12 protein-coding genes are annotated in these 12,162 nt (G+C 70.1%); 11 read left to right on the top strand and 1 reads right to left on the bottom strand.

The features are described 5' to 3' along the window. Positions 1-31 precede the first annotated feature (31 nt). The 11 genes from pstS to CEK66_RS07040 all read left to right on the top strand — a co-directional run bounded on the left by pstS (position 32) and on the right by CEK66_RS07040 (position 8,677). The gene (pstS, locus tag CEK66_RS07090) at positions 32-1,129 is read left to right on the top strand and encodes a phosphate ABC transporter substrate-binding protein PstS (protein ID WP_148828066.1); all 1,098 of its coding nucleotides are present in this window, start codon (positions 32-34) and stop codon (positions 1,127-1,129) included. A 213-nt stretch (positions 1,130-1,342) separates the two neighbouring features. Further along, complete coding sequence (pstC, locus tag CEK66_RS07085) at positions 1,343-2,317, top strand: phosphate ABC transporter permease subunit PstC (protein ID WP_026143658.1); 975 nt, start codon at positions 1,343-1,345, stop codon at positions 2,315-2,317. A 1-nt stretch (position 2,318) separates the two neighbouring features. Beyond that, on the top strand, positions 2,319-3,185 hold the full coding sequence (gene pstA, locus CEK66_RS07080; RefSeq protein ID WP_017910162.1) for a phosphate ABC transporter permease PstA: 867 nt from the start codon (positions 2,319-2,321) through the stop codon (positions 3,183-3,185). Between the two features lie 19 nt (positions 3,186-3,204). Beyond that, positions 3,205-4,032, top strand: coding sequence for a phosphate ABC transporter ATP-binding protein PstB (pstB, locus tag CEK66_RS07075; protein WP_010343978.1), 828 nt, complete (start codon positions 3,205-3,207; stop codon positions 4,030-4,032). A gap of 130 nt (positions 4,033-4,162) precedes the next feature. Further along, positions 4,163-4,873 (top strand): phosphate signaling complex protein PhoU, encoded by a 711-nt coding sequence (phoU, locus tag CEK66_RS07070; protein WP_017914020.1) that lies wholly within the window; start codon positions 4,163-4,165, stop codon positions 4,871-4,873. 180 nt (positions 4,874-5,053) lie between these two features. Beyond that, entirely contained in the window at positions 5,054-5,455 is a 402-nt protein-coding gene (locus CEK66_RS07065; protein ID WP_148828065.1) for a hypothetical protein, read from the top strand. Further along, positions 5,442-6,308 carry a DUF692 domain-containing protein gene (locus tag CEK66_RS07060; RefSeq protein WP_148828064.1) on the top strand — a complete coding sequence of 289 codons (867 nt, stop codon included), beginning with the start codon at positions 5,442-5,444 and terminating at the stop codon, positions 6,306-6,308. Before CEK66_RS07065 ends, CEK66_RS07060 begins: the two co-directional genes overlap by 14 nt. After that, entirely contained in the window at positions 6,305-7,051 is a 747-nt protein-coding gene (locus tag CEK66_RS07055) for a putative DNA-binding domain-containing protein (RefSeq protein ID WP_152236397.1), read from the top strand. The genes CEK66_RS07060 and CEK66_RS07055 overlap by 4 nt, the downstream gene beginning before the upstream one ends. A 41-nt stretch (positions 7,052-7,092) precedes the next feature. Further along, the gene (gene rnt / locus CEK66_RS07050; protein WP_017911007.1) at positions 7,093-7,746 is read left to right on the top strand and encodes a ribonuclease T; all 654 of its coding nucleotides are present in this window, start codon (positions 7,093-7,095) and stop codon (positions 7,744-7,746) included. Between the two features lie 45 nt (positions 7,747-7,791). Then, the gene (locus CEK66_RS07045) at positions 7,792-8,124 is read left to right on the top strand and encodes a low molecular weight protein tyrosine phosphatase family protein (RefSeq protein WP_152236396.1); all 333 of its coding nucleotides are present in this window, start codon (positions 7,792-7,794) and stop codon (positions 8,122-8,124) included. Positions 8,125-8,128: 4 nt separating this feature from the next. Further along, entirely contained in the window at positions 8,129-8,677 is a 549-nt protein-coding gene (locus tag CEK66_RS07040) for a hypothetical protein (RefSeq protein ID WP_226978525.1), read from the top strand. 71 nt (positions 8,678-8,748) lie between these two features. Here CEK66_RS07040 and CEK66_RS07035 read toward each other — a convergent pair whose 3' ends face one another. Continuing rightward, the gene (locus tag CEK66_RS07035; protein WP_226978527.1) at positions 8,749-11,661 is read right to left on the bottom strand and encodes a ligand-binding sensor domain-containing diguanylate cyclase; all 2,913 of its coding nucleotides are present in this window, start codon (positions 11,659-11,661) and stop codon (positions 8,749-8,751) included. Positions 11,662-12,162: the final 501 nt, after the last annotated feature.

Genomic DNA, 12,162 nt, shown 5'->3' with positions numbered 1-12,162 from the left:
TCCCGGCGCTCTTCGCTACGGAGTGACCCCCATGAAACTGCAGCCGGCGCGCATTGCCGTCCTGTCCCTCGCCCTGGCCTTCGCCGTCACCGCCTGCCAGCCCGGCAACGGCGACAAGCAGGGCGCCGCCGATGCGGCAGGTGGGACGCCCGCTGCCGCGCCGGCCGCCGGCGCCAAGACCGCGGCGGAGATTTCCGGCGCCGGTGCCTCCTTCATCTACCCGCTGATCTCCAAGTGGTCGGCCGACTACAACGCGGCCACCGGCAACAAGATCAACTACCAGTCGATCGGTTCCGGCGGCGGCATCGCCCAGATCAAGGCCGGCACGGTCGATTTCGGCTCTTCCGACAAGCCGCTGGACAGCGCCGAGCTGGCCGCGGCCGGTCTCGGCCAGTTCCCCTCGGCGATTGGGGGGGTGGTGCCGGTGGTCAACCTGGACGGCATGGACGCGGGCAAGCTGCGGCTGACCGGCCCGGTGCTGGCGGACATCTTCCTGGGCAAGATCAGCAAGTGGAACGACCCGGCGCTGACCGCGCTGAACCCGGGCGTGACCCTGCCCGACACCAAGATCAACCTGGTGCACCGCTCCGACGGCTCGGGCACCAGCTTCAACTTCACCAACTACCTGTCCAAGGTCAGCCCGGAGTGGAAGGGCAAGGTCGGCGAAGGCACCTCGGTGCAGTGGCCGGGCGGCGTCGGCGGCAAGGGCAACGAAGGCGTGGCCTCGTACGTGCAGCAGATCAAGGGCTCGATCGGCTACGTCGAACTGGCCTACGCGCTGCAGAACAAGATGCCGTACGCGTCGATGCAGAACGCCGCCGGCAACTGGGTGCAGCCCAATGCCGAGAGCTTCGCCGCGGCCGCCGCGTCGGCCGACTGGGCCAACGCCAAGGACTTCAACCTGGTCATCACCAACGCCTCGGGCGCGCAGGCGTGGCCGATCACCGCCACCAACTTCATGCTGATGCACAAGCAGGCCAAGGACCCGGCGCGCAGCAAGGCGACCCTGGACTTCTTCAAGTGGGCCTTCGAGAAGGGCCAGCCGCAGGCCGACGCCCTGCACTACGTGCCGCTGCCGCCGGAACTGGTGCAGCAGATCGAGTCCTACTGGAGCAAGGAATTCAAGTAAGCGCCACCGCGGTGCGCACTGCGCGCAGCGCGGCGGCAACCGGCGACCGGCGGTGCAGTCCAGGCGCCGCCGGTCGCCGTCTCGGCTACTTGTGATCCGGACTTTCGGGTTCCCGCCTGTGCGGGAGCGATGCAACCACCCACCGCGCGCGGTCATCCCCGCCGCGGCCACGATCGGAGCGCGCAGGCGCGTGCTCCGGCGACGACCGAGCCCATGAACAGCACTGTCCTTCCCGAAGCGATGTCGGCGCCACGCGGACGCGACCTGCGTGACGCCCGCGCCGACCGATTGTTCCGCTGGATCCTCACCGCCACCGTCGTTTTGGTACTCGTCGCCCTGGGCAGCGCTGCGCTGTCGATGCTGTGGGGCGGCCGTCATGCCCTGCAGCTGCAGGGCATGAGCTTCTTCTACTCCAGCGAGTGGAACCCGGTCGAGAACAAGTACGGCGCACTGGCGCCGATCTACGGCACCCTGGTGACTGCGTTGATCGCGATGCTGATCGCGGTGCCGGTGAGCTTCGGCATCGCCTTCTTCCTGACCGAAGTGGCGCCACGCTGGCTACGCGGCCCGGTCGGGACCGCGATCGAACTGCTGGCCGGCATCCCGTCGATCATCTACGGCATGTGGGGCCTGTTCGTGCTGATCCCGATCATGTCCGAGTACGTCACACCCTGGCTCAACGACCACCTCGGCACGTTGCCGGTGATCGGCCCGATCTTCCAGGGCCCCCCGATCGGCATCGGCCTGCTCACCGCCGGCTTCGTGCTGGCGATCATGGTGATTCCCTTCATCTCTTCGGTGATGCGCGAAGTGTTCCTGACCGTGCCGACCCGTCTCAAGGAGTCGGCCTACGCGCTCGGCTCCACGCGCTGGGAGGTGAGCTGGGACATCGTGCTGCCCTACACCCGCTCGGCGGTGATCGGCGGCATCTTCCTGGGCCTGGGCCGCGCGCTCGGCGAGACCATGGCGGTGGCCTTCGTGGTCGGCAACACGGTGCGCCTGTCGCCCTCGCTGCTGGAGCCGGGCACCACCATCGCCGCGCTGATCGCCAACGACTTCGGCGAAGCCACCGGCGATTACCGCTCGGCACTGCTGCTGCTGGGCTTCGTCCTGTTCCTGGTGACCTTCGTCGTGCTGGCGATCGCCCGCCTGATGCTGGCGCAACTGTCGCGCAAGGAGGGCAACTGAGATGGCCGCCGACATCGCACACCGCCTGTACAACCGCCGCCGCGTGGTCAACTTCGTGGCGCTCACCCTGTCCTGCCTGACCGCGCTGTTCGGGCTGGTGTTCCTGGCCTGGATCCTGTGGACCCTGCTGGCCAAGGGCATCTCCGGCATCAACCTGGACCTGTTCACGCGCATGACCCCGCCGCCCGGCGAGGACGGCGGCCTGGCCAACGCGTTCTTCGGCAGCGCGGTGATGTGCGGCCTGGCGCTGCTGATCGGCACGCCGCTGGGCGTGGCCGCCGGCACCTGGCTGGCCGAGTACGGCAACGCGCGCAAGACCGGTCAGGTGGTGCGCTTCGTCAACGACATCCTGCTGTCGGCGCCGTCGATCGTGCTCGGCCTGTTCGTCTACACCCTGTACGTGATGCAGACCGGCGGCAATTTCTCGGCGCTGGCCGGCGCGCTGTCGCTGGCCTTCATCGTGCTGCCGGTGGTGGTCCGCACCACCGACGAGATGCTGCGGCTGGTGCCGGCGCAGATGCGCGAGGCCGCGCTGTCGCTGGGCATCCCGCAATGGAAGGTGACCATCCAGGTGCTGTACCGCAGCGCCTCGGCCGGCATCGTCACCGGCGTGATGCTGGCGCTGGCGCGCATCAGCGGCGAGACCGCACCGCTGCTGTTCACCTCCTTCGGCAACCTGTACTGGAACAACAACATCCTCAAGCCGATGGCCAGCGTGCCGGTGGTGATGAACAACTTCGCCGGCAGCCCCTACCCGACCTGGCAGCAACTGGCCTGGTCCGGCGCGCTGGTGCTCACCGTCTTCGTCCTGCTGGTCAGCCTCGGCGCGCGCGCCCTGCTGGTGCGCAACAAGATCTCCAACGATTGATTCCCCTATGGACCCGGCCATGAACGATCACCACAACGCCGCCCCGATGCACCGCATCGCCATGCCCAACGGGCACACCGCGCTGGCGCCGTCGCCGGTCAAGATCGCCGCGCGCGGCTTGGACTTCTACTACGACAAGTACCACGCGCTGAAGGGCATCAACCTGGAAGTGCCGGAGAAGCGCGTCACCGCACTGATCGGCCCCTCCGGCTGCGGCAAGTCCACCCTGCTGCGCATCTTCAACCGGATCTATGCGCTGTACCCGAAGCTGGAAGCGCGCGGCGAGGTGCTGCTGGACGGCGAGAACATCCTCTCGCCGAAGTACCCGATGAACCGGCTGCGCAGCAAGGTCGGCATGGTGTTCCAGAAGCCGGTGCCGTTCCCGATGACCATCTTCGAGAACGTCGCCTACGGCATCCGCCACCACGAGAAGCTGTCCAAGGCCGACATGGCCGACCGCGTCGAGCAGGCGCTGCGCCAGGGCGCGCTGTGGGACGAGGTCAAGGACAAGCTCGGGCAGAGCGCGCTGGGCCTGTCCGGCGGCCAGCAGCAGCGCCTGTGCATCGCCCGCGCGGTGGCGCTGCGTCCGGACGTGCTGCTGCTCGACGAGCCGACCTCGGCGCTGGACCCGATCTCGACCAGCCGCATCGAGCAGCTGGTGGAAGAGCTGAAGAACGACTACACCATCGTCATCGTCACCCACAACATGCAACAGGCCGCGCGCGTGTCCGACTACACCGCCTTCATGTACCTGGGCGACCTGATCGAGCACGACCGCACCGAAATCATCTTCTCGCAGCCGAACAAGCAGCAGACCGAAGACTACATCACCGGCCGTTTCGGCTGAGCCGCTGCAGCCGCCGCTGCCTCGTCGGAGCGGCCGCGCCCGCCGCCCCACGGGCGGGCGCCCGGCGACGCCAGCACCGCACCGCCAGGCATGGCCGCGGCGACACCAACGCACCTATTGGACCTACGACATGAACACTCAGCCCAACGAGCACATCGTGAAGAGCTACGACGAAGAACAGCATCGCCTCGCCGCCGAGATCGTGCGCATGGGCGAAACCGCGGTGGCGCAGTTGGAAGCGGCGCTGGACGTGGTCGAACGCCGCGACGACAACGCCGCGCTGCGCATCGTCGTCAACGACGAAGCGATCGACGCGCTCGAGCACTCCATCAGCCACGACGTCATGCGCCTGGCGCTGCGCGGACCGATGGCGCGCGACCTGCGCGAGATCCTGGCCGGCCTGCGCATTCCCGCCGACGTCGAACGCATCGGCGACTACGCCGCCAACGTCGCCAAGCGCTCGATCGCGCTGAACATGTCCCCGCCGATGCCGCAGACCCTGGGCCTGCGCCAGCTCGGCAAGCTCGCCGCCGAACAGGTGCGCGCGGCGCTGGCCGCCTACCAGAACAACGACGCCGACGCCGCGCTGCTGGTGCGCCAGGGCGACGCGCAGCTCGATGCGCAGTACACCGCGCTGTTCCGCGAGCTGCTGACCTACATGATGGAAGACCCGCGCAACATCACCCCGTGCACGCATCTGCTGTTCATGGCCAAGAACCTGGAGCGGATCGGCGACCACGCCACCAACATCGCCGAGAACGTGTGGTTCCTGGTGCACGGCGACGAGCCGCTGCCGCCGCGCGACAAGCGCGACGAGACCAGCTCCACCAGCGGCATCTGATCCCCGGCGTGCGGACCGGCCATGCGCCGTTCCGCCGCCGCTGGCGTCCCCGGGCTCCGTGCGCAACGGAGCCTTTTTTGTCGCCACGCACCGCCGCATGCAACGCGGTGCGGCAGCGGGTAGGCTTGGCGCACTGCCGGACATCCCGACCGGCACCCGTCCATCGCCAGGAGCCTGCGCATGTCCACGTCGTCCCGTCCGTCCTCTGCCCTCGCCGGTGCGGTCCTGCTTGGCGGGATCGGCCTGTCCGCCTCCGCGCTGGCCATGACCGACCTCGCCCAGGGCTATGCGCTGGGCGCGCAGGCTGCCGTCACCCCGCCGCAAAACACCGAGGCGACCACGCCTGCAACGCCGACGCCCGCGCCGCCGGCGCAGGCCAAGCAGGCCGCCGATCCGGCCAAGGCCAGCGAAGGCGGCTGCGGTGCCAAGGCCGGCGACGGCAGCTGCGGTGCGCACGCCCCGGCGGCGCCACCGGCCAAGCCCGCGGCGGCCGGGAGCGCCGCCACGCCCCAGGCCAAGCACGACGACAAGGCCATGGCCGAAGGCAAGTGCGGCGAGGGCAAATGCGGTGGCAGCCTCTGAACCACCCCGGTACGACGCCCGGCCGCTGGCCGCGGCCAGCGCCGGTCTCGGGCTGCGCCGCGGCCTGCTGCAGGACCTGCTGCAGGCGCCGGCGGATGCGTTCGACTTCCTCGAATGCGCACCGGACAACTGGATCGGCGTCGGCGGCCGCCCCGGGGAACTGCTGCAGACGCTGAGCGCGCGGCATCCGCTCAGCTGCCACGGCCTGTCGCTGTCGCTGGGCGGTGTGGCGGCGCTGGACACCACCCTGCTGCAGCAGACCCGGCAGTTCCTCGACCGGCACCGGGTCGCGCTGTACAGCGAACACCTCAGCTACAGCGCCGACGACGGCCACCTCTACGAACTGCTGCCGCTGCCGTTCACCGACGAGGCGGTGCGCCACGTCGGCGCGCGCATCGCCCAGGTGCAGGACGCGCTGGGCCGGCGCATCGCGGTGGAAAACGTCTCCTACTACGCCGCACCTAGCCAGACGATGAGCGAAGCCGCCTTCGTGACCGCAGTGCTGGCCGAGGCCGACTGCGACCTGCTGCTGGACGTCAACAACGTGCACGTCAACGCCAGCAACCACGGCGACGACGCGCTGGCCTTCCTCGCCGCTCTGCCCAGCGCACGCATCGCCTCGTACCACGTCGCCGGCCACCGCGACGACCAAGCCAGCGGGCTGAAGATCGACACCCACGCCGCGCCGGTGGCCGACCCGGTGTGGACCCTGCTCGCCGCCGCCTACCGCCTGCACGGCGTGCGTCCCACCGTGCTTGAGCGCGACGGCCAGTTCCCGCCGCTGGGCGAGCTGCTCGACGAAGTGCAGTGCATTCGCGCCGCGCAGGCGCATGCGCAGTCGCCCGACGCATGAGCGATACCCTGCGCGCGCAGCAATTCGCGCTGACCCGGCACCTGCGCGATCCGCAGCGCTACCCGGCGCCGGCCGATATCCCGCCGCAGCGCCTGGCGGTGTACCGCGCCCTGTTCTTCGACAATCTGGCGCAGCTGCTGAGCGGCCAGTTCCCGGTGCTGCGCGCCACCCTCGGCGATGCCGACTGGACGGCGCTGCTGCGCGCGTTCTGCGCCGAACACCGCGCTCGCACGCCACTGTTCCCGCGCCTGGGCGAGGAACTGGTGGCGTTCCTGGCGCAGCGCGCGCCCGATCCGCAACGCCCCTGGATGGCCGAACTGGCTCACTACGAAACCGTGGAACTGCAGGTGCAGATCGACGATGCGGCGCTGCCGCCGCACGATCCGCGCGGCGACCTGCTCGACGGCATCCCGCTGCTGTCGCCGTGGCTACGCCTGTTGCGCTACCGCTGGCCGGTGCAGCGCATCGGCCCGGCCTGGCAGCCGGACACGGCGCCGGCGCAGCCGACCTGTCTGCTGGCGCGGCGCGAGGCCGACGGCCAGGTGCGCTTCGCCGAACTGGCGCCGCTGGCCTATGCCGTGCTGGCGGCGCTGCAGTCCGGCACGCGCAGCGGACGCGCACTGCTGCTGGATCTGGCCGCCGCGCACGGCCTTGCGCCTGCTGCCCTGCTGGACGAGGGCGCGGCCCTGCTGGAACGGCTGCGCGCGCAGGGCAGCGTGCTCGGCACACGTTTGCCCGAGTGACGCCGCGGCGGCCGGCGGCCGCGCTCTGCTAACCTTGGCGGATGAACGATTCGGTCGACAGTCCCTCGCAACCCCTGGTCATCACCCCGATGTCGCGGCGTTTCCGCGGCTATCTGCCCGTGGTGGTGGACGTGGAAACCGGCGGTTTCGACTGGAACAAGCATGCGCTGCTGGAGATCGCGGTGGTGCCGATCGAGATGGACGATTTCGGTCAGTTGTATCCCGGCGTCACCGCCAGCGCGCACGTGGTGCCGGCGCCCGGCACCCTGATCGATCCGAAGTCGCTGGAGGTCACCGGCATCGTCCTGGACCATCCGTTCCGCTTCGCCAAGCCCGAACGCGAGGCGCTGGACCATGTGTTCGCGCCGGTGCGCGCGGCGGTGAAGAAGTACGGGTGCCAGCGCGCCATCCTGGTCGGCCACAACGCCCATTTCGATCTCAACTTCCTCAACGCCACGGTCGCCCGCTGCGGCCACAAGCGCAATCCGTTCCATCCCTTCAGCGTGTTCGACACCGTCACCCTCGCCGGCATCGCCTACGGCCAGACCGTGCTGGCGCGCGCGGTGCAGGCCGCCGGCTTCGACTGGAACGCCGCCGACGCGCACAGCGCGGTCTACGACACCGAGCAGACCGCGCGCCTGTTCTGCAAGATTGCCAACGCCTGGCCGGCCCCACCGGTCGGCGCAGCGCCATAGCCGCGGCATGGATTGCAAGGCACGCGCGCGCCGCCAGCCGCTCGCATGACCCGCCACCTGCTGTTCGTCTGCAGCCGCAACCGGCTGCGCAGCCCCACCGCCGAACAGGTGTTCGCCACCTGGCCCGGCGTGGACACCGCCTCGGCCGGCGTCGACCACGACGCGGACACCCCAATCACCCCGGAACTGCTGGAGTGGGCGGACATCGTCTTCGTCATGGAACCGGCGCATCGCAACAAGCTGTCGCGGCGGTTCAAGCGCCATCTCGGCCGCGCACGCATCGTCTGCCTCGACATCCCCGACGACTACGACTACATGGATCCGGCGCTGGTGCAGCTGCTGACCGCGAAGGTGTCGCGGCACCTGCCTGCGCGCTGATCCTGTGCTCGCCCGCCGCATCCAGCGCGCGGGCATTGGCACTCCGCACGTGTACAAGGCCTCTCGCCTGCACACGACGACGCGCATCATGACGAACATGACCCCACAAACGATCACCCTCCTAGTGAACAAGACCGACGCCCTGACCTTCCTGCGCGCGCAGCAACCGCTGCCCGACGACGACCAGCTCAGCCAGGACTTGATCGACGCCTACGACGCGGCGAGACGGCTGTTTGTCGCCGATCCCGATCGCGCCGCGCTCTCGCTGTTCCTGCGCTCCTTCGGCAACGGCGATGGCTGGGGTGTCTACCCGCTGGTCGAGGACGTGTTCCATGCCTGCGACCGCAGCGATACCGTCGCCGCGATCCGGGAGGCGCTGGAAGATCCCACGCTCCCTGGCGGTAGCCGCTACTGGGTTACGCAGTTGGCCGCCGCCTTTGCGGATCCGACCTTGCGCGCGGGGCTGGCCCTGTCGTTGCGGTCGGAACGTCCAGACACCCGTGAGGCGGCGGAGATGGCGCTGGAGATGCTGGACCAACACGCCGCACGCTGAAACGCTCGCGTCTGCGATCACGCGACAAGGTAGAACGACAGCACTCGATCCGCATGCCCGGACGCATGCACTCAGCCCACGCACACCCGATCGCGCCCCATGCCCTTGGCCCGGTACAGCGCGCCATCGGCGCGCTCCAGCCACTGGCTCGGCGTGTCGTCCGGGCGCAGCGCGACCAGGCCGGCGCTGAAGGTGACGCGCAGCGCCGGCGCCTCGGGCGCCCACTGCAGGCGTGCATGGAACAGGTCGCGCAGGCGCGTGGCCAGGCGCTCGGCGTCGGCCAGCGGCGTGTCGCCGAGCAGCACCGCGAACTCTTCGCCACCCAGGCGCGCCGGCAGGTCGGAGGCGCGGCAGGCGCTCAGCAGCAGTTGCCCGACTTCGCGCAGCACCGCATCGCCGGTGGCATGCGAGTAGCCGTCGTTGATCTGCTTGAAGCGGTCGATGTCCATCACCAATAGGCACAGCGGCGCGCCACTGCGCTGCGCGCGTTGCATGCTGTGCACCAGCACCTCGTCGAAGTGACGCCGGTTGGGCAACGCGGTCAGCGCATCCTCGTGCGCCAGGCGCTCGAACGCGGTGGCCTGGCGCTGCAGTTCCGCCAGCAACTGGCTCTTCTCGGCATCGGCCTGCAGCAGGCGCTCGGTCTGCAGCCGCAGCGCGCTGGTGCGCCGCGCCACCAGCCGCTCCAGGCGCAGGGCACGACGCTTGTAGCGCGCGATCAGGTAACGGTACAGCAACACCAGCGCCAGCAGCAGCGCCACCGCGGCCGCCGCATGGACGCTGTGCCGCTGCCACCACAGCGGCGCCACGCTGAAGCGCCACACGGCTTCGCGAGTGCTCCAGGCGCCGTCCGGATGCGCCGCGGCCACGTGCAGGGTGTAGTCGCCCGGCGGCAGCCCGATGAACTCCACGCTGCGCTGGTTGCCACGATCGATCCAACCGGTGTCCAGGCCGTCGAGCCGGGTGCGGTAGCGGATGCGCTCGGGCAGCAGATAGCTGAGGCCGACATAGGACACGGTGATGCGCTTGGCGCCGGGCAGTTGCGACGTGTTCTGCCACGGGAAGGGCTGGCCATCCAGCAACACGCTCTCGATCGCCGCCGGCGGCGGCAGGCGATCGCGGAAGCGCGCCAGGCGCCGCGGATCGACCATGCTGACGCCACCGGCGGTGACCAGCCACACCGTGCCGTCGTGGCGCAGGATCATCGACGGCCCGGAGCTGCCATTGCCCTGGGCGTTGGACATGCCGTCGATCTCGTCGTAACGGCTCACCTGCAACCGCGCCTGGCGGCCGTCGGCGACCGCGTCCAGCGCCGCCGCGGTGGTCCGCAGCACGCCGCGGTTGCTGCTGATCCAGACGTTGCCGAGGTGGTCGCGCACCAGTTGGAACACCGTGTCCACCGGCATGCCCTGCTCCAGCCCCACCCGCGCCAGCTGGCCGTCGCGGTCGCGGTGCAAGCCGCGGTCGGTGGAAATCCACACATCGCGGCCCAGCGCCTGGAATCCGAACACGGTGCGCGCGCCGCCCAGCGGTTCCAGCGCCAGCTTCCGCACCCGGCCGTCACGCAGTACCGCCGCGCCTTCGACCGAGCCGATCCACAGTGCGCCGTCGACGCTGGCCAGGGCGGTGATCAGGCCGTGCGGCAAGCCGGGCACGTCCGGCACCGACAGCCGGTCGCCGTCGATGCGCATCACCCCGCTGCGCGTGCCGATCCAGACCGTCCCAGCGGCATCGACGCTGAGCGCACGCACCTGCCCGCTAGGCAAGCCTTCGTTGGTTCCGTAGTGGCGCACGACGCGGCCGTCGCGCAGGCGGAACACGCCGTCGGCGTAGGTGCCCATCCACAGGTCGCCGTCGCGGCCGCGCGCCAGGCTCAGGACCGATGGCGCGTCGCGCAGCGCAACCGGGGCGATGCGGCCATCCGGCGCCATCCGGTCCAGCCCGGCGGCGCTGCCGATCCACAGCGCGCCGTCCGGCGTCTCCAGCAGCGCGCGCACGTAGTCGCCGCTGAGTCCGTCGCGGCGGGTGTAGCCGGCGAACAAGGTCTCGCGCAGGCGGAACAGGCCGCCGTTGGCGCCGATCCAGATGCTGCCCTCGGCGTCCTGCAACAGGCTGACGATGCGCCCGTTGGGCAGCACGTCGCCCGGCAGCATGCGCTCGATGCCGTGCACACTGATCCGCAGCAGTCCCTGGTTCTCGGTGCCCAGCCAGATCGCGCCATCGCGGTCGCGCAGCATCGAGGTGAAATGGCCGTAGCCCGGCAGGTGCTGCACCAGCACCGCCTGCTCGCCCTGCAGTCGGTACAGGTTCTCGCCGGCCACCAGCCACAGCGAGCCGTCCGGTGCCCGATACGGCCAGGCCAGCCCCGGCGGCAGGCCGAACGCGGCCGGCGCGCGCCGCAGCACGCCCTGCGGGTCGCGATACAGCAGGCCATCGAGACTGCCGATCCAGATCCGCCCCTGGTCGTCGGCGGCCATGTGCGGGAAGCTCGCCGCCAACGGCAGGTCGCGCGGCGCCGGCTGGTAATCGAAGCGACCGTCCGGCCACAGGCAGCCCAGGCCGTTGCCTTCGAACAGCAGCCACATGCGGCCGTCGCGGTCCTGGGTCATGGCGTGGATCAGCGCATGCGGCCAGCCCGGCGGCTGCCGCCAGAAGCGCCAGTTGCCGGCCGCATCGTGGCGGCCGAGATTGCCGCGCGAATCGCTCAGCCACAGCGCGCCGGCGCGGTCCACGTACAGCGAGCCCACGCCGTTGTCGGGCAGGCCAGGCCGGGTGCTGCGGTCGATGACGGCGAAGTCCAGGCCGTTGTAGCGCACCAGCCCTTCCCAGGTGGCGAACCACAGGCGGCCGTCCGGGGTCTGCGCCAGATCGCGCAGGGAGTTGTGCGGCAGGCCGTTGCGCGAGGTCCAGGAATCGATCGCGTAGTCGCGTAGCGGCGGCACCCCGTCTGCGCCACCATCGGCGGCCACGGCGCGCCAGGCCACGCCCAATGCCAGCAGCAAGAACAGCAGCACCGGCCACGCGCGCCCGCAGTTGCGTGCGAACGCCGTCTCCCCCCTCCCCCTGGCGACGTTCACTGTCCCGACCCGATCCGACGCAGGCGGGGCGCGACAGGACCCTGGCGCGGGGGTCCAGCGTCAAGGGGACGGGGGCGACACAGACTCATTACCGGAGCGGAACACGGGACGAGCGCCCATGGTAGGCAAAAAAGCGTCGCTGCGGGTGGAGGCCGTAGCAGCCTGCGGGAAAAGGACGCGTGAAGATTGCGCGGCGGTTAAGCCGGAGCGGTCTTCGCAGAGCGGAGCACCAACAACATCCCATCGCAGCACCCTCCCTTCTCCCACCGGGAGAAGGTGCCCCGCAGGGGCGGATGAGGGTACGGGCGCAGCCTGGGAAGACATCGATCGCAGCGGCGACAAGGGTGCGGGCGAAGCCTGGTGCTGTCCTGATGCGCGAAGGCTTCGCCCCGTACCCTCACCCCAACC

Origin of the sequence: Xanthomonas sp. LMG 12460 (assembly GCF_009192895.1) — a bacterium.
GTDB lineage: Bacteria > Pseudomonadota > Gammaproteobacteria > Xanthomonadales > Xanthomonadaceae > Xanthomonas_A > Xanthomonas_A sontii.
Note: the sequence above shows the minus strand (reverse complement) of the source record. Positions and strands in the feature narration are given on the sequence as shown.

Bases quoted from the DNA above. Each gene is read 5' to 3' on its own strand.
- pstS (WP_148828066.1), top strand. From the start codon at position 32: ATGAAACTGCAGCCGGCGCGCATTGCCGTCCTGTCCCTCGCCCTGGCC.
- pstC (WP_026143658.1), top strand. From the start codon at position 1,343: ATGAACAGCACTGTCCTTCCCGAAGCGATGTCGGCGCCACGCGGACGC.
- pstA (WP_017910162.1), top strand. From the start codon at position 2,319: ATGGCCGCCGACATCGCACACCGCCTGTACAACCGCCGCCGCGTGGTC.
- pstB (WP_010343978.1), top strand. From the start codon at position 3,205: ATGAACGATCACCACAACGCCGCCCCGATGCACCGCATCGCCATGCCC.
- phoU (WP_017914020.1), top strand. From the start codon at position 4,163: ATGAACACTCAGCCCAACGAGCACATCGTGAAGAGCTACGACGAAGAA.
- CEK66_RS07065 (WP_148828065.1), top strand. From the start codon at position 5,054: ATGTCCACGTCGTCCCGTCCGTCCTCTGCCCTCGCCGGTGCGGTCCTG.
- CEK66_RS07055 (WP_152236397.1), top strand. From the start codon at position 6,305: ATGAGCGATACCCTGCGCGCGCAGCAATTCGCGCTGACCCGGCACCTG.
- rnt (WP_017911007.1), top strand. From the start codon at position 7,093: ATGAACGATTCGGTCGACAGTCCCTCGCAACCCCTGGTCATCACCCCG.
- CEK66_RS07045 (WP_152236396.1), top strand. From the start codon at position 7,792: ATGACCCGCCACCTGCTGTTCGTCTGCAGCCGCAACCGGCTGCGCAGC.